General features: G+C 74.4%; 17 protein-coding genes and 1 riboswitch. Of the genes, 3 read left to right on the top strand and 14 right to left on the bottom strand.

The window, feature by feature from the left end:
* Positions 1 to 80: 80 nt before the first annotated feature.
* The 3 genes from ACFOWE_RS16310 to ACFOWE_RS16300 form a co-directional block, all read right to left on the bottom strand.
* Positions 81 to 1,403 (bottom strand): dicarboxylate/amino acid:cation symporter, encoded by a 1,323-nt coding sequence (locus ACFOWE_RS16310; RefSeq protein WP_377288512.1) that lies wholly within the window; start codon positions 1,401 to 1,403, stop codon positions 81 to 83.
* A 75-nt stretch (positions 1,404 to 1,478) separates the two neighbouring features.
* On the bottom strand, positions 1,479 to 1,595 hold the full coding sequence (locus ACFOWE_RS16305) for a putative leader peptide (RefSeq protein ID WP_377289161.1): 117 nt from the start codon (positions 1,593 to 1,595) through the stop codon (positions 1,479 to 1,481).
* A 203-nt stretch (positions 1,596 to 1,798) separates the two neighbouring features.
* Positions 1,799 to 2,839, bottom strand: a complete 1,041-nt coding sequence (locus ACFOWE_RS16300) for an LLM class F420-dependent oxidoreductase (RefSeq protein WP_377288510.1) — start codon at positions 2,837 to 2,839, stop codon at positions 1,799 to 1,801.
* A 276-nt stretch (positions 2,840 to 3,115) separates the two neighbouring features.
* Here ACFOWE_RS16300 and ACFOWE_RS16295 point away from each other — a divergent pair, with 276 nt between their 5' ends.
* The gene (locus ACFOWE_RS16295; RefSeq protein ID WP_377288508.1) at positions 3,116 to 4,009 is read left to right on the top strand and encodes an endonuclease/exonuclease/phosphatase family protein; all 894 of its coding nucleotides are present in this window, start codon (positions 3,116 to 3,118) and stop codon (positions 4,007 to 4,009) included.
* A gap of 29 nt (positions 4,010 to 4,038) precedes the next feature.
* Here ACFOWE_RS16295 and ACFOWE_RS16290 read toward each other — a convergent pair whose 3' ends face one another.
* From ACFOWE_RS16290 to ACFOWE_RS16275, 4 genes are all read right to left on the bottom strand, one after another.
* On the bottom strand, positions 4,039 to 4,653 hold the full coding sequence (locus ACFOWE_RS16290) for a nucleotidyltransferase family protein (RefSeq protein WP_377288506.1): 615 nt from the start codon (positions 4,651 to 4,653) through the stop codon (positions 4,039 to 4,041).
* Positions 4,650 to 5,750 (bottom strand): XdhC family protein, encoded by a 1,101-nt coding sequence (locus ACFOWE_RS16285; protein WP_377288504.1) that lies wholly within the window; start codon positions 5,748 to 5,750, stop codon positions 4,650 to 4,652. Before ACFOWE_RS16285 ends, ACFOWE_RS16290 begins: the two co-directional genes overlap by 4 nt.
* Positions 5,743 to 6,804: a vWA domain-containing protein gene (locus tag ACFOWE_RS16280; protein ID WP_377288502.1), complete on the bottom strand. Its 1,062-nt coding sequence runs from the start codon at positions 6,802 to 6,804 to the stop codon at positions 5,743 to 5,745. Before ACFOWE_RS16280 ends, ACFOWE_RS16285 begins: the two co-directional genes overlap by 8 nt.
* Before the next feature lie 124 nt (positions 6,805 to 6,928).
* On the bottom strand, positions 6,929 to 7,816 hold the full coding sequence (locus ACFOWE_RS16275; protein WP_377288500.1) for an AAA family ATPase: 888 nt from the start codon (positions 7,814 to 7,816) through the stop codon (positions 6,929 to 6,931).
* A gap of 119 nt (positions 7,817 to 7,935) precedes the next feature.
* Between ACFOWE_RS16275 and ACFOWE_RS16270 the strand changes: the two genes are divergently transcribed.
* Complete coding sequence (locus ACFOWE_RS16270; protein ID WP_377288498.1) at positions 7,936 to 9,276, top strand: TrkH family potassium uptake protein; 1,341 nt, start codon at positions 7,936 to 7,938, stop codon at positions 9,274 to 9,276.
* Positions 9,269 to 9,946 (top strand): potassium channel family protein, encoded by a 678-nt coding sequence (locus tag ACFOWE_RS16265; protein ID WP_377288496.1) that lies wholly within the window; start codon positions 9,269 to 9,271, stop codon positions 9,944 to 9,946. Before ACFOWE_RS16270 ends, ACFOWE_RS16265 begins: the two co-directional genes overlap by 8 nt.
* Positions 9,947 to 10,093: 147 nt before the next feature.
* Here ACFOWE_RS16265 and ACFOWE_RS16260 read toward each other — a convergent pair whose 3' ends face one another.
* The 7 genes from ACFOWE_RS16260 to rpe all read right to left on the bottom strand — a co-directional run bounded on the left by ACFOWE_RS16260 (position 10,094) and on the right by rpe (position 15,764).
* Positions 10,094 to 10,552: a PH domain-containing protein gene (locus ACFOWE_RS16260; RefSeq protein ID WP_377288495.1), complete on the bottom strand. Its 459-nt coding sequence runs from the start codon at positions 10,550 to 10,552 to the stop codon at positions 10,094 to 10,096.
* Between the two features lie 197 nt (positions 10,553 to 10,749).
* Complete coding sequence (gene ribH, locus ACFOWE_RS16255; RefSeq protein WP_377288494.1) at positions 10,750 to 11,220, bottom strand: 6,7-dimethyl-8-ribityllumazine synthase; 471 nt, start codon at positions 11,218 to 11,220, stop codon at positions 10,750 to 10,752.
* A 33-nt stretch (positions 11,221 to 11,253) separates the two neighbouring features.
* Positions 11,254 to 12,468, bottom strand: coding sequence for a bifunctional 3,4-dihydroxy-2-butanone-4-phosphate synthase/GTP cyclohydrolase II (locus ACFOWE_RS16250; RefSeq protein ID WP_377289159.1), 1,215 nt, complete (start codon positions 12,466 to 12,468; stop codon positions 11,254 to 11,256).
* 2 nt (positions 12,469 to 12,470) lie between these two features.
* Entirely contained in the window at positions 12,471 to 13,133 is a 663-nt protein-coding gene (locus tag ACFOWE_RS16245; protein WP_377288492.1) for a nicotinamide mononucleotide transporter family protein, read from the bottom strand.
* Positions 13,130 to 13,738, bottom strand: a complete 609-nt coding sequence (locus ACFOWE_RS16240) for a riboflavin synthase (protein ID WP_377288490.1) — start codon at positions 13,736 to 13,738, stop codon at positions 13,130 to 13,132. Before ACFOWE_RS16240 ends, ACFOWE_RS16245 begins: the two co-directional genes overlap by 4 nt.
* 104 nt (positions 13,739 to 13,842) lie before the next feature.
* Positions 13,843 to 13,973: riboswitch (FMN riboswitch) on the bottom strand.
* A 187-nt stretch (positions 13,974 to 14,160) separates the two neighbouring features.
* On the bottom strand, positions 14,161 to 14,967 hold the full coding sequence (locus ACFOWE_RS16235; protein ID WP_377288488.1) for an oxygenase MpaB family protein: 807 nt from the start codon (positions 14,965 to 14,967) through the stop codon (positions 14,161 to 14,163).
* A 140-nt stretch (positions 14,968 to 15,107) separates the two neighbouring features.
* Positions 15,108 to 15,764: a ribulose-phosphate 3-epimerase gene (rpe, locus tag ACFOWE_RS16230; RefSeq protein WP_377288486.1), complete on the bottom strand. Its 657-nt coding sequence runs from the start codon at positions 15,762 to 15,764 to the stop codon at positions 15,108 to 15,110.
* Positions 15,765 to 15,980 lie beyond the last annotated feature (216 nt).

The following is a 15,980-nucleotide window of genomic DNA, read 5'->3' as shown; positions in this document are numbered from 1 at the left end:
ACCTACTACGCCGAGGTCGGATGGAGTATGGACAGGCTGAGGAACCGGATCCGGGCCGTGGGCCGTGCCGCGGCGGAGCGTCAGACCAGCGCGGGCTCGGGAGCCGCACCGGCGGTCCCGTCCCGCGGGCCCGCCGGGGAGGCGGGGGCGGGAGCGGCGTCGAGGTCCTGCGGCGGGGCGTTCAGCACGCCCTCGTCCAGCCGCCCCTCCGAGCGCGCCACCAGGACCGGGACGACCATCTGCCCCGCGACGTTGGTGGCGGTGCGGATCATGTCCAGGATCGGGTCGATGGCCAGCAGCAGGCCGACGCCCTCCAGCGGGAGGCCGAGCGTGCTCAGGGTCAGGGTGAGCATCACGATCGCGCCGGTCAGGCCCGCGGTGGCGGCGGAGCCGACCACGGAGACGAAGGCGATCAGCAGGTAGTCGCCGAGGCCGAGCTGGACGCCGAAGACCTGGGCCACGAAGATCGCCGCGAGCGCCGGGTAGACCGCGGCGCAGCCGTCCATCTTCGTGGTGGCGCCGAACGGCACCGCGAAGGAGGCGTAGTCGCGGTCGACGCCGAGGCGCTCGACGGTGACGCGCTGGGTCAGCGGCATGGTGCCGACCGAGGAGCGGGAGACGAAGGCCAGCTCGATGGCGGGCCAGGCGTTGCGGTAGAAGGTGAGCGGGCTCACCCGGCCGGCGAGGGAGAGCAGCAGGGGGTAGATCACCAGCAGGACCGCGAGGCAGCCGATGTAGACCCCCGCGCTGAGCTTGGCCAGCGGGGCCAGCAGGTCCCAGCCGTAGGTGGCCACGGCCTTGCCGATCAGGCCCGCGGTGCCGATCGGGGCCAGCCGGATGACCCACCACAGGGCCTTCTGGACCAGTTCCAGGACGGAACGGCTGAACGCGAGGAACGGCTCGGCCTTCTCGCCGGCCGCCATCGCGGCGGCGCCGAGCACGACCCCCAGGAAGACGATCTGCAGGACCTTGACCTCGGCGAACGCGGTCACGATGTTGGTGGGGACGATGCCGGTCAGGAAGTCGGTCCAGGTGCCGGCGCCCTCCAGGTCCACGGCCTTGGCGCCCTCCAGGGCGATGGTGACGCCCCGGCCCGGGTCGATCAGCAGGCCGAGGCCGATCGCGGCGGCCACCGCGGCCAGCGAGGTCGCCATGAACCAGCCGAGCGTCTTGCCCGCGAGCCGGGCGGCGCCGTTGACGTTGCGCAGGTTGGCCACGCTGACCACGACGGCGGTGAAGACCAGCGGCGGGACGGCGAGCTTGAGGAGCTGGACGAAGGTCGAGCCGACCTGGGTCAGCGTGGTGGTGAGCCAGGCGGCCTCGGTGGACCGGGCGACCAGGCCGAGCGCGACGCCGGCGGCCAGGCCCAGCAGCAGCTGCAGGGAGAAGGAGAATCTCTTCACGAACGTGACTTTCGAGAAAGGGCATGCCGGAGCGGACACGGCACGCGGGGCAGGGAAAAGGACTCGAAGGCGCGTTCAGCGACAGAGGGCGCCGTTGAGACGGCACAGGTCGACGTGCAGTCGCTCGACCAGCCGTACGGGCACCACGGAGAACCTCACGGGGAATGGGAACACCCCCGTCGCCGGGGACATTCCGGACCCGGCGGTGAACCGGGTCACACGGACGCGGTAAGGCCCGCCCCGGCCCCGCGAGGGGGACGGCGGGCGGGCCCTCCCGCGGCCCGGACGGCCCGCCCCGGACGACCCGCCCCGGAGGGACGGGGGCGGGCCGGAGACGCGTACGGCCAGGAGAGGCGTACGGCCAGGAGAGGCGTACGGCCAGGAGAGGCGTACGGTCAGGAGGCCAGCTCGCGGACCTTCTCGATGAGCCGGATGCGCTCCTCGTGCGTGCGGGCGAGCGGGGTGACGTTGATGGTCGTCACGCCGGACTCCCGCATCGCCTGGATCCGGTCGCGGACGAAGCCCTCCGAGCCGATCAGCGACATCGACTCCAGCAGCTCCTGCGGGACGAGCGCGGCGGCCTCGTCCTTCTTGCCCGACAGGTAGAGCTCCTGGATCTGCTCGGCCTCCTCCTCGTAGCCGTAGCGGCGGGCCAGGTCGTTGTAGAAGTTCTTGCCCTTGGCGCCCATGCCGCCGATGTAGAGGGCGGCCATGGGGCGGCCGAGCTCCAGCCAGCCCGAGACGTCGTCGCCGATGGCCAGGCTCGCCTGGGCGATGACGTCCAGCTCGCCGAGCTCGGGGGCGCGCTTGGCCCTGCCCGCGGCCAGGGACGCGCCCCAGACGTCGGCGGCCTTCTCCGGCATGTAGAAGATCGGCTCCCAGCCCTCGGCGATCTCCGCGGCGAGCTCGACGTTCTTGGGGCCGATGGCGGCGATCACGACGGGGATGCGCTCGCGGACCGGGTGGTTGATGAGCTTCAGCGGCTTGCCGAGGCCGGTGCCCTGGTCGGCGGGGAGCGGGACCGTGTAGTGCTTGCCCTCGTAGGTGACGCGCTCGCGCTTCCAGACCTGCCGGCAGATCTCGATGACCTCGCGGGTGCGGCCGAGCGGCGCGGTGTACGGCACGCCGTGGAAGCCCTCGATGACCTGCGGGCCGGAGGCGCCGAGGCCGAGGGTGAAGCGGCCGTCGGAGACGTAGTCCATGCCGGCGGCGGTCATCGCCAGCAGGGTCGGGGTCCGGGAGTAGACCGGCAGGATGCCCGAGGCGATCTGCAGCCGCTCGGTCTTGGCCGCGATGTAGCCCATCTGGCTGACCGCGTCGAAGCTGTAGGCCTCGGCGACGAAGACGATGTCGAGACCGGCCTTCTCGTAGTCGGCCAGTTCGGCCACCGTCTCCTTGAAGCCCCCCGAGTAGTTCAGGGCCATACCGATGCGCATCGTGTGGTCGTCCTTCCGTACGCGCCGACGAAACCGAATGTTGTTCCGTTGTGTCCGCAACAAAGGCTATCGACTCCGGCCCCGCTCACCAACCGTTCCCGCGCGGGAACCCGGAGTCCTCCGCGGGGGACCGCGCGGGTCCCGCTCCCCGTACGCCTCCCGGACGGCCCCGGACACCCCGGGTTCCGGCGGTTGGAACCCCCGCGCGCGGGACGAGTACCCTACGCGTTCCGGGGCATGGGGACGCCGGCCGGGCGACGGACGACGAGGAGCGGTGTGCTGGGACGGGTGATCGTCGCGGTGGCGGTGCTGCTGGCCCTCGTGCTCGGCGGGCACCGGCTGCTGCCGGAGCTCGGCGGGTTCACGCCCGTGCTGGAGAGCCTGCTGCCCTGGCTGGGGGCCGCCGTCCCCGTGCTGCTGCTCGGCGCCCTGCTGGCCCGGTCCCGGGCCGCGGCGGTCTCGGTGCTGGCGCCGGCCGCGGTGTGGGGGGCCATGTTCGGCCCCGCCCTGCTCCGCACCCCTCCGGGCGGCCCGAGCGACCTGTCGGTCGCCACCCTCAACGTGGGCGTGACCAACGACGCCTCCGGGCTGGCCGTGCGGGACGTCGCCCGGGGCCGCGACCTGTTCGCCGCCCAGGAGCTGACCCCGGGCGGGCCGGCCGCCAGGGAGCTCGGCGCCCTCTTCCCGCACAGGGTGCAGATCAGCACGGTCGGGTTGTGGAGCCGCTTCCCCATCGTCGAGCACGGCAAGGCCGACATCGGCCTGGACTGGGTGCGGGCGCTGCGGGCCGTGGTGGAGACCCCCGGCGGGCGGGTCACCGTCTACGTCGTGCACCTCGCCTCCGCCCGGCCCGGCGAGACCGCCCAGCGCGACCGGACCCTCGTCCACGCCCGGAGGCTCGTCGACGCCGACGACAGCGAGCGCCTGCTGCTCCTCGGCGACCTCAACACCGCCACCACCGACCGCAAGCGCGACCACCTGGTGCCGCCGCTCACCGACGCCCAGCAGGAGGCGGGGAGCGGGTTCGGCTTCACCTGGCCGGCGTCGTTCCCCGTCACCCGGCCCGACCACATCCTCTACCGGGGCCTGACCGCGACCGAGGCGGGCGTCGAACCCGCCGTCGGCAGCGACCACCGCGCCGCCGTCGCGTCGCTGCGCCTGCTGCGCTGACCGCGGCGCCGGCGGTCGCGGCCCGGGGCCTACGGCGACCGCCCCGACAGCCGCGCCAGGTCGGCGGGGGTGTCGATGTCGGCCGGGTCGCCCAGGCCGTCGCAGGGCACCTCGGTGACCAGCCCGGGATGGGCCCGCAGGAACGGCCGGGCGCCGACGTCGCCCACCGCGAGCCGCGCGACCTCGGCGAAGTGCTCCCGGCCGATCAGCACCGGGTTGCGCCGCGCGCCGCCGTAGGTGGCCACCGCGACCCGCGCGCCCTCCCGCCCCGCCCGCACCAGCCGCCCGACCGCCTCCGGCCCCACGAACGGCTGGTCCACCAGCGCCACCACCACCTGGCCGGCCTCCGGCGGGAGCGCGTCCAGACCGGCCCGGAGCGAGGAGCCCATCCCGGAGCTCCAGCCGGGATTGTGCACGGTCACCGCCCCGCGCACCTGGACGGCCGCGGCGCCGAGCACCACCACCACCGGGTGGCAGCCGCCGTCGCGCAGTGCCCGGACCCCCCGGTCCACCAGCCGCTCCCCGCCGAACTCCAGCACCGCCTTCGGCCCGCCGAGGCGCGTGCCCGCCCCCGCCGCCAGCAGCAGCCCCGCGCATCCCCGGTCCGCCGCCGGACCCCGCCGCCGCGTGCCCGGCCCGCTCACGGGCCCTCGCCGTGGATGCGGCCCGTCCCACCGGTGAGCGGCCGCCCGGAGCCGCCCCAGCGCAGCTGGACCAGCTCGGCGGCGATGGAGACCGCGGTCTCCTCCGGGGTCCGGGCGCCCAGGTCCAGGCCGATCGGCGAGCGCAGCCGCGCCAGTTCCTCCTGCGTCAGCCCCGCCCGGCGCAGCCGCTCCATCCGGTCGGCGTGCGTGCGGCGCGAGCCCATCGCGCCGACGTAGCCCGCCCGGGTGCGCAGCGCCACCTCCAGCAGCGGCACGTCGAACTTGGGGTCGTGGGTGAGCACGCAGATGACGGTCCGCTCGTCCACGGCGGCCGAGGTCAGGTAGTCGTGCGGCCACCTGACCACCACCTCGTCGGCCCCGGGGAAGCGCCTGGCGGTGGCGAAGACCGGCCGGGCGTCGCAGACCACCACGTGGTAGCCGAGGAACTTGCCGATCCGCGCCACCGCGGCGGCGAAGTCGATCGCGCCGAAGACCAGCATGCGGGGCGGCGGGGCGAAGGAGTGCACGAAGACGGCCAGCTCGTCCAGGCGCCGCTCGCCGTGCGCGCCGTACCTGCGGACGCCGGTGAGCCCTTGCGCGAGCATGCCCCGCACGTCGTCGTCGACCGCCTCGTCGAGCCGGGCGGGGCCGAGCGAGCCCGACGAGCGGTCGGCCCAGACGACCCGGCGGGCCCCGGCGCGCCCCGGCCCGGACAGCACGGTCGCCACCGCCACCGGCTCGTGCCCGCGCACGGAGGCGGCGACCTCCCCCAGCTCGGGGAAGGTCTCCCTCGAGACCCGCTCGACGAACACGTCCAGGACGCCGCCGCAGGTCAGGCCGACGGCGAAGGCGTCGTCGTCGCTCACGCCGTACCGCTGCAGGACCGGCGCGCCGGAGGCGACCACCTCGCCCGCCAGCTCGTAGACGGCCCCCTCCACGCAGCCGCCCGAGACGCTGCCCTCGACCTGGCCGTCGAGCACGGCCATCGACGCGCCCGGCGCGCGGGGCGCGCTGCGGAAGGTCTCCACCACCGTGGCCAGGCCGAAGGCCCGGCCGGACTCCCACCACGGCAGGATCTGCGACAGCACGTCACGCACGGGCGCCTCCCAGCAGCCGGGCCAGCTCCTCGTAGGCGGCCAGGCTGTGCCCGGCCACGAAGTCGTCGATGTACGGCCAGGCCGCGCGCATCCCGGCGGTGAGCGGCCGGTAGCCCGCCCGGCCCTTGTGCGGGTTGACCCAGATCACCCGGTGCGCGGTCCGGGAGAGCCTGGCCATCTGCGCGGCCAGCAGTGAGGCGTCGCCGCGCTCCCAGCCGTCGGAGGCGATCACCACGGTCGCGCCCCGGGCGTCGCCGCCGCGCAGCAGCTCCCGCAGCTCCTCACCGAGCCGGGTCCCGCCGCGCCAGTCGGGGACGGCACGCGAGACGGCCGCCATCGCCGCCTCCGGGTCGCGGTGGCGCAGCTCGGCGGTGAGCCGGGTGAGCCGGGTGCCGACGCTGAACGCCTCGGTGGCGTGCGGCGAGGAGGCGACCAGCGCGTGGGCCAGGCGGAGCAGCGTGTCGGCGTAGGGGCTCATGGAGCCGCTGACGTCCACCAGCAGCACGACCCGGCGGGGCCTGGTGCGGCGGGCGCGGCGGTGCAGCCGGGCGGTCTCCCCTCCCCTGCGCAGCGCCTCGCGGACCGTCCGCCGGACGTCGAGCCGGCCCCGCCGGGCCGGGCGCAGGCGCCGCGACGCGCGCCGCTCGCGCCCGGCCCGGAGCAGGGCGAGCAGCCGGTGCGCCTCGGCCAGCTCGGCCGCGCTCATCCGCGCCACGTCGCGGGTGCGCAGCACCTCCGCCGCGCTCGCCCCGGCCGCCTGCGGCGGCTCCTCGCCCGCCGCGCCGCCGGAGCCGGCCAGCGGGGCCGCGTACCGGGTGACGGTGGCCGTCGCCGGCCGCCCGCGGCCCGCGCGCAGCCCCCCGAAGTAGGCGCGGAAGACCCGGTCGTAGCGGGGCAGGTCGTCGGCGCGGGCGCACAGGGTGGCGCGGCCCGCCCAGTAGACGTCGCCGGGGCGGGCGGCGTCCAGGTGGGCCAGGGCCCGCAGCAGGCTCCGGGTGCGCTCGTGGTCGGCGGGGACCCCGGCGGCCCGCAGCGCCCGGGCGAACCCCGTCATGACCCCGACGATCTCCCGCTCCGTCCGCCCTCCACCCCCCGGGCCCGTGCTCGCCGGCTCCGGCTCCGTCCGGCCCGTGCCCGGGCGGGCGGGCCCCCGCCCGCCCGGGCGTGGGCCGGGCACGTCAGCCGCCCAGGCCATCGAGGAACCCGTTCCCGAGCACCGCCTCGTGGTCCTCGCGGTGTTTGAGCAGCGCGCCCAGCGCGGCCGCGGCCGGGCCGGGGTCCAGCTCCCGGGCGCCCAGGGCGAGCAGGGCCTCGGTCCAGTCGAGGGTCTCGGCGATCCCGGGCGGTTTGACGAGTCCCACCCCGCGCAGCCGCCCGGCCGCGGCGGCGACCTGCTCGGCGAGGGCGCGGGAGCACCCGGGCAGCCGGCGTGTCAGGATCTCCACCTCCCGTTCGAACGAGGGGTGCTCCAGCCAGTGGTAGAGGCAGCGGCGTTTGAGCGCGTCGTGCACCTCGCGGGTGCGGTTGGAGGTCAGCACCACCACCGGCGGCGTGCGGGCGCGGACCGTGCCGAGCTCCGGGATCGTGATCGCGAAGTCGGACAGGACCTCCAGCAGCATCGCCTCGAACTCCACGTCCGCCCGGTCGATCTCGTCGACGAGCAGCACGCTGGGCTGGGTCTCGACCGCCCGCAGCAGCGGCCGGGCGACCAGGAAGCGCCGGTCGTGGACCTCGTCCTCCAGCCGGGCCGCGTCGGCGGTCCCGCTCGCCTCGGCGGCCTTCAGGTGGAGCAGCTGGCGGGCGAAGTCCCAGTCGTAGAGGGCCTGGGAGCCCTCCAGCCCCTCGTAGCACTGCAGGCGGATCAGCGGCGCCTCCAGCACGGCGGCGAGGGCCTTCGCCAGCTCGGTCTTGCCGACGCCCGCCTCGCCCTCCAGGAACAGCGGCCGGCCCATCCGCAGCGCGAGGAACGCGACCGTGGCCAGTCCCTCGTCCGCCAGGTAGTCCCGCCGGTCGAGCAGCTCGGCGAGCCGCCCGGGCGAGGCGAGGCCGGACGCTGCGTCTGTCATGCCGTGTCCGTCCACCGCCCCATCGGCTCAGCGTACGCGCCGGGGAAGGGAGGAATCCAGGGGCGCGTCACGGGTCCGCCGGGCGGACCGCCGCCGCGGCGCGCCGATATCCTCTCCCGGTGAGCTATCCGGCACGGCAGGTCAACTCGCCGTCGAGAGTGGTCGTCTTCGCGTTCCTCGCGGCGGTCCTGACGGGTACGGCGCTGCTCTCCCTGCCCGTCGCGGTCGCCGAGGGCGAGGAGACGTCGTGGACCTCGGCGCTGTTCACCGCGACCTCGGCGGTGTGCGTCACCGGTCTCGCCGCGGTGGACACGGCCGGGCACTGGACGGTCTTCGGCGAGACCGTGATCCTGGTGCTGATGCAGATCGGCGGCTTCGGGATCATGTCGCTCGCCTCGATCCTGGCGCTGCTCGTCTCCGGCAAGCTGGGGCTGCGCGCGCGACTCTCCACCCAGGCCGAGACCCAGAGCCTGGGCCCGGGCGAGATCCGCCGGGTGCTCGTCGGCGTCGCCAAGGTCACGCTGGTGGTGGAGGCGGTCACGGCCGCGATCCTCACCACCCGCTTCGTGACCGCGTACGGCGAGCCGCTCGGCCGCGCCGCCTACCACGGGGTCTTCCACGCGGTCTCGGCGTTCACCAACGCCGGGTTCGCGCTCTGGCCGGACAGCGTGACGCGGTTCGTGCGCGACGTGTGGGTCTGCCTGCCGCTGGCGCTGACCGTGGTCATCGGCGGCCTGGGCTTCCCCGTCTACATCGCCCTGCGGCGGCACTGGCGGCACCCCTCCCGATGGTCGCTGCACGCCAAGCTGACGCTGGGCATGACCGCGATCCTGCTGTTCGGCGGCGCGGTGGCCATCACGGTCTCGGAGTGGACCAATCCCGCGACCTTCGGCCCGCTCCCGCCGGGCCTGCGGATCCTGGCCGGGTTCTTCCACAGTGCGATGACCCGCAGCGGCGGCCTGAACTCGGTCGACACCTCCCAGATGCACGAGAACTCCTGGCTGATCAGCGACGTGCTGATGTTCATCGGGGCGGGCAGCGCCAGCACCGGCGGCGGCATCAAGGTGACGACCTTCGCGCTGCTCGGCTACGTCATCCTGGCCGAGCTCCGCGGCGAGCCCGACGTCACGGCGGGCCGCCGCCGTATCCCCGAGCACCTGCAGCGCCAGGCCCTCGCCATCGCGCTGGTCAGCGTCGCCGCCGTGGTCGCCGGCACGCTCACCATGATGATGATCACACCGTTCCCGCTCGACCGCGTACTCTTCGAAGTGGTCTCCGCGTTCGGCACCGTCGGGCTCTCCACAGGGATCACCGCCGATGTCGGCGCCGGGGGGCACCTGGTCCTGACCGTCCTGATGTTCATCGGGCGGCTCGGCCCGGCCACCCTCGGCACCGCGCTCGCGCTGCGCGTGCAGACCCGCAGGTTCCGCTATCCGGAGGAGCGTCCCCTCGTTGGCTGACAAGAAGAACCGCGGCGACCGCGGCGACGCCGTGGCGGTCATCGGCCTCGGCCGGTTCGGCGGAGCGCTCGCCGACGAGCTCATCCGGCGCGACGTCGAGGTGCTCGGCGTGGACAGCGACGCCCGGAACGTGCAGGAGTTCTCCGCCAGGCTCACCCACGTCGTCTGCGCCGACTCCACCGACCCCGAGGCGCTGCGGCAGCTGGGCCTGGCCGAGTTCGGCCGGGTGGTGGTCGGCATCGGCACCAACATCGAGTCGAGCATCCTGACCACCTCGATCCTGACCGACCTCGCCGTGCCCGACATCTGGGCCAAGGCGATCAGCCGCCAGCACGCCCGGATCCTGGAGCGGGTGGGCGCCCACCACGTGGTCCAGCCCGAGGCCGACATGGGTGAGCGGGTCGCGCACCTGGTCACCGGGCGGATGCTCGACTACATCGAGGTCGAGGAGGATTACGCGCTGGTCAAGACCAAGGCCCCCGGCTGGGCCGCCGGGCGGACGCTGGGCGGCCTGCGCATCCGCACGGAGTACGGCGTCACCGTGGTGGCGGTCAAGAAGCCCGGGGCGAAGTTCACCTACGCCACATCCGAGACCGTCATCGGCTCCGGCGACACCCTGCTCGTCGCGGGCGACACCGACGGCACGGAGCGCTTCTCCGAGGAGACCTGAGCCGGCCCGCGTCCGGGTCGCCGGCCGCGCGTCCCTCCGGAGGCGCGGGACACAGGGTTCGGGGCACGGGACACAGGGTTCGGGGCACGTGCCGCGGGAGCGCGGGCCCCGGCCACGGCGGGCGCGGCGGATCCGGCCCGCCGCGGGTCAGTCGTTCTCCCTGGCCTCCGCCCGCTCACGGATGAGCGCGGCCAGCTCGCGGACCTGGCGCACGGTGCGGTCCTTCTCCGAGCCCTGCAGCCCCATGGCCCCGACGGTCGTCCCGTCGGCGAAGTCGATCTTCGCCCAGGGCTCGCCCTCCACCAGCGTGACCGCCAGCACCTCGGGCCATTCGTGGCGGTGCACCCGCAGCGCGTTGACCAGGGTGATCCCCCGCTCGTCCGCCTCCACCCGGCACCGGCCCAGCAGGTGCAGCACCCAGGCGACCAGCCCGGCCAGCGCGACCACCGCGATCCGGTCGGCGATCTGGAACGGCTCCGGCAGGAAGACCGCCATCAGCACCGCTCCCAGCATGATCAGAGCGGCGAAGCCGTAGGCCACGATCCGTCCCTTCTGCGGCCGCCACACGACGGGCAGATCGGGCGGCGGGACGTTCTCGGGGCTCAATCGACGATCACTTTCCCTGTGCGGAGTCCGGTCGGGGCGACGGCGGCGGGCGCGCCGGGCGGGGCGGGCGCCCGCGGTCGCAACCTACCGCACGCCCCGCCCGCCCCCGCGCGCGGCTCGGCCCCGGTGAGGGCGGTGGGGGCGGTGGGGGCGGTGGGGGCCCGTGGCCGGCCGCACCGCCCGCCCCGGCGTGCGGCTCAGCCCCGCAGGTCGCGCAGGAGCACCGCCGTCTCCAGCGCGGCGACGGTGGCCTCGTACCCCTTGTCCTCGTGGCTGCCCGGCAGGCCCGCCCGGTCCAGCGCCTGGTCCAGCGAGTCGCAGGTCAGCACCCCGTTCCCGACGGGGGTCCCCTCGTCGAGGGAGACCCGGGTCAGGCCCGAGGTCACCGAGTCGCAGACGTAGTCGAAGTGGGCGGTCTCACCGCGGATCACCGCGCCCAGCGCCACCACCGCGTCGCAGCGCCGGGCCAGGGCCTGGGCGACCACGGGGATCTCCAGGGACCCGGCCACCCGGACCACGGTCGCGGCCGCGCCGCTGTCCCGGGCGGCCCGCACGGCCCGCTCCACCAGCCGATCGGTGATCTTCTCGTGCCAGCGGGCGGCCACGATCCCGACCGTCAGTCCTCCGGCGTCGACCGCCTCCGCCGCCGGACGTCCCTCACCACTCATCGGTGCCCCTCCTGCCGTCGATGACCGGGCGGCTCATGCGACCTCGGTCTCCTCGTGGATGTCGTGCCCGAGGCGGTCGCGCTTGGCCGCCAGGTACCGCTCGTTGTACGGGTTCACCGCCGCCGGCATCGGCGCGCGGCCGAGCACCTTGACGCCGTAGCCGTCCATGCCCCGCAGCTTGGCGGGGTTGTTGGTCAGCAGCCGCACCGACTTCACGCCCAGGTCGGCGAGGATCTGCCCGGCGTTGGAGAACTCCCGGGCGTCCACCGGCAGCCCGAGCTCCAGGTTGGCGTCGACGGTGTCGCTGCCGTTGTCCTGCAGGCCGTACGCCCGCAGCTTGGCCAGCAGCCCGATGCCTCGCCCCTCGTGCCCGCGCAGGTAGACCACCACCCCGCGCCCCTCCGCGGCGATCTCGGCCATCGCGTGGTCGAGCTGCACCCCGCAGTCGCAGCGCAGCGAGCCGAGCACGTCCCCGGTCAGGCACTCGGAGTGCGCCCGGACCAGGATGTTCTCGCCGTCGCCGAGGTCGCCGTAGACCAGGGCGAGGTGCTCGCCGCCGTCCAGCGCGCTGGCGTAGCCGTAGGCGCGCCAGACCCCGTAGGCGTTCGGGATGCGGGTCTCGGCGACCCGGGTCACCATGCGCTCGGTCCTGCGCCGGAACTCCGCCAGCTGCTCGATGGAGACCAGCGCCAGGTCGTGCTCGTCGCAGAACTCCCGCAGCTCCGGCAGGCGCTTCATCGTCCCGTCGTCGTTGACGACTTCGGCCAGGGCGCCCGCCGGGGCCAGCCCGGCCAGCCGGGCCAGGTCCACGGCCGCCTCGGTGTGGCCGCGCCGGACCAGCACGCCGCCCTCCCGGTAGCGGAGCGGGAAGACGTGGCCGGGACGGACCAGCTCGAACGGCTCGGTCGCCGAGTCGCACAGGGTGCGGATGGTCCGGGCCCGGTCCGCGGACGAGATGCCGGTGGTCACCCCGTCGCGGGCGTCCACGCTGATCGTGTAGGCCGTGCGCATGCGCTCGCGGTTCTCGTGGACCATCAGCGGCAGGCCGAGCCGGTCGAGGTCCTCGCCGGTCATCGAGACGCAGATGACGCCGCTGGTGTGCCGGATGGTGAAGGCGAGCAGCTCCGGCGTGGCCCTGGCCGCGGCGAAGATGATGTCGCCCTCGTTCTCGCGGTTCTCGTCGTCCACGACGACGACGGGCTTGCCGTCGCGGATGTCGGCGATCGCCCGCTCGATGGGGTCCAGCATGCTCACATGGCCTCCTTGGGGACGAGCACGGCCCGCAGGCGGTACTCCTTGAGCCAGTTGGCGAATCCGACGAGGACCAGCACGAAGAAGATCCCGTAGACGGCTCCGGACACGACCAGGCCGGAGCTGAAGGCCAGCGGCACGCCGACCAGGTCCACCGCGACCCAGATGAGCCAGAAGTCGACCAGCGCCCGGCCCTGCGCCCAGGTGGCCACGGCGCTGCCGACGAAGATGTAGGCGTCGGCGGCGACCAGCAGGTAGCCCTTGGTGCCCGGGGTGTGCACGCCCCACGACAGCTTGAACACGTAGAACAGCACGGCCACCACGGCGGTGCCCGCGATCATGGCCGCGACCAGCGCGAGCCGCTCGCGCCCGGTCGCGGGCCGCACGGCCAGCTCCTGGCCGCCGGAGGTGCCGCGCGACCACTTCCACCAGCCGTACAGGGCCAGCCCGCCGAACATCACCTGCTTGAGGGCGTTGCCGGTGATGTGCGCGCTGATCGAGGCGATCAGCAGCAGCACCGCGCCGGTGAGCTGCACCGGCCAGGTCCAGATCGACTTGCGGATGGCCAGCAGCACGGTGGCCAGCGCGGCCACGTTGCCCACCAGGTCGGTCCAGAGGACCTTGACCCCGAACAGCTCGAATCCCGCCTGCGCCCAGTTCATGCCCGGCCTCCCGGAGCGTAGGCGCCGGCGAGCCGCTCCACGTACTTGGCGATCACGTCGACCTCGAGGTTCACCGGGTCTCCGGGCCGCTTGCCGCCGAGGGTGGTGAGGTCCAGGGTGGTGGGGATCAGGCTGACCGAGAACGCGTCGCCGTCGACCCCCACCACGGTCAGGCTGACGCCGTCCACCGCGATGGAGCCCTTCTCCACCACGTAGCGGCCCAGCTCCGCCGGGAGCGAGATCCGCACGATCTCCCAGTGCTCGCCGGGCTCCCGCGACAGCAGCACGCCGGTGCCGTCCACGTGGCCCTGCACGATGTGCCCGCCCAGGCGCGCGTCGGCGCGGACGGCGCGCTCCAGGTTGACCGGGGAGCCGGGGCGCAGCACGCCCAGGCTGCTGCGGTCCAGGGTCTCCTTCATGACGTCGGCGGTGAACACCTCGCCGTCGACGCCGACCACGGTCAGGCAGACGCCGTTGACCGCTATCGAGTCACCGTGGCGGGCGTCCGCGGTGACGGTCCTGCCGCGGATCGCGATCCGCGCGGCGTCTTTGAGCGGCTCGATCGCCGCCACCTCGCCGAGTTCCTCGACGATTCCGGTGAACATCCGGGGGGCCTCCTACTCGCCAGTAGCTTCCTGCCACGGCGGGCCCCGGGGGCGACGGACTCCACGGGTCCGTCAGCGGAGGGTGCCTGGACGGCACTGTCCGCTCGCGCGCTTCCTCCCATCCGGACTTTAACCGTCGGTCCCGGAATTCCACCGGGTCAACCGGCCGATGGATTCGGCCGGGTCGCGGACTGTAACCGCCGGTTCGGAGTTTCACCGACCCCGGAGCACGCTGCTCTCTTCTCGGGTACGCCGCCTCACGACGAGACGGGTCCCGTACATCAGTGTGCCATGCCCCGCAAAGCGGGCGGGACCCCCCTCCACTCAGTGAGACGGCGGGGCTCCCGGCACGCACCCGAGGGCGGCGCCGGGACGTGCCGGGTCCCGGTCCGCACCGAGCCGGGCCTGCGGCGGGCGCGAGGTCAGGCCGCGCTGAGCCTGCGGGCCCGGCGGGCGTCCGGGGCGTACCGGACGGGCGCGGGCACCAGGCCGATCCCCGCCTGCAGGGTCCGGAGCGCGGCGGTCGTCCACAGGTCCTCGAGCGGCGTGGCGGGCAGGCCGTACAGCCTGCGGGCCCAGCGGGGCAGCGTGCCGAAGGCGAACAGGACGAACCCCGGGAAGACCGGCTTGAGCGGGAACAGGAACCGCGGCAGGGGGGCGTTGAGCGCCTGGCGGAGCGGGTGCGGGGCCTCCGGGACGAAGCGCAGGCCCGGGCGGCGGCTGCGGATGTAGTCGCGCATCTCACCGACCGAGCCCGGCACGTCGCCGGGCTCGAGCCCGACGACCTCGGCCGCGCGGCGCCACTCGGCCACGAACCGGTCGGCCTCGGCGTCGGTCAGGGGCACGCCGGCACGGCGGGCCACCGACAGGTAGGAGTCGACCTCGCCGACGTGGACCCAGCGCAGCGCCTCGGGGTCGTCCAGGTGGAAGCGCTCCCCGGTGTCCGGGTCGACGGCGCTGAGGGTGGCGTGGATCTTCCTGACCCGGGCGCCGGCCCGCTCGACCTCCGCCAGCGTGCCGTACGTGCGCACCCGGACGAACTCGGTGGTCCGCTGGAAGCGGCCCCACGCCTCGCCGGGATCCATCAGCGCGGAGTTCTGCACGACCCCGCGCATCGCCTTCGGGTGCAGTCCTTGCATGAGCAGCGCCCGGAATCCGCCGACCAGCAGGATCGGCTCCCCCATCACCCGCCAGGTCACCGAGCCCGGTCCGAAGAGTCCGTGGTCCATGGCCCACCTCCCTCGTAAGTGATTGGTTACCCTACCCGCCGCGGGCGATGCGTACCAGAACCGCCAGATTCCCGGCACCGGCCGGGCGAGGAGAGGGAGGCGGCGGCCGGGGCGCCCCGGAGCCGGGACGCGCGGGCCCGTCAGACCTTGGCGGCCAGCGCCCGCAGCTCGTCCACCGCGCGGGCCGGGTCGTCGGCGCCGTAGACGGCGTTGCCCGCCACGAAGACGTCGGCTCCCGCCTCCGCGCACCGCTCGATGGTCTCCGCCGAGACACCGCCGTCCACCTGGAGCCAGATCTCGCCGCCGTGCCGCTCGACGAGCGCACGGGTCCGGCGGATCTTCGGCAGCACCACGTCGAGGAACTTCTGTCCCCCGAAGCCGGGCTCGACGGTCATCAGCAGCAGCATGTCGATCTCGCCGAGCAGGTCCTCGTACGGCTCGACCGGCGTGGCCGGGTTCAGCGCGAACCCCGAGCGGGCCCCGGCCGCGCGGATCTGGCGCAGCGTGCGGACCGGCGCTCTGGCGGCCTCGGCGTGCACGGTCACGCTGCCCGCCCCGGCCTCGGCGTAGGCGGGGGCCCAGCGGTCCGGGTCCTCGATCATCAGGTGGCAGTCCAGCGGCGTGGACGTGGCCTTGAGCAGGGACTCGACGACCGGCAGGCCGAGCGTCAGGTTGGGCACGAAGTGGTTGTCCATGACGTCGACGTGGATCCAGTCGGCGTTGGACACCGCCGCGACCGCCTCGGCGAGGCGGGCGAAGTCGGCGGACAGGATGCTGGGTGAGATCTGTACGGCCATGATTCCCCGAGTCTATTGGCGGCCGCTCCTCCCCCTCCCTCCGCCCTCCGTACCAGACCACCCCTTTCCGAAAGGAAGGCCGTGTCACCCGGGACGCCCTCGGAGGCGTCCCGGGCGGCGGGGCCGGCCACGGCACCCGCGGACGGGGATCCCCTGCTCCCGCGCCCCTGGAGCGCCCGCTCGCGGAGCGGAGACGCTCCGCGAGCAGGCCGCCCC

It is taken from the genome of Planomonospora corallina, from assembly GCF_042650625.1.
Taxonomy (GTDB): Bacteria; Actinomycetota; Actinomycetes; order Streptosporangiales; family Streptosporangiaceae; genus Planomonospora_B; species Planomonospora_B corallina.
This window is presented reverse-complemented; position numbering and strand designations above follow the sequence as displayed.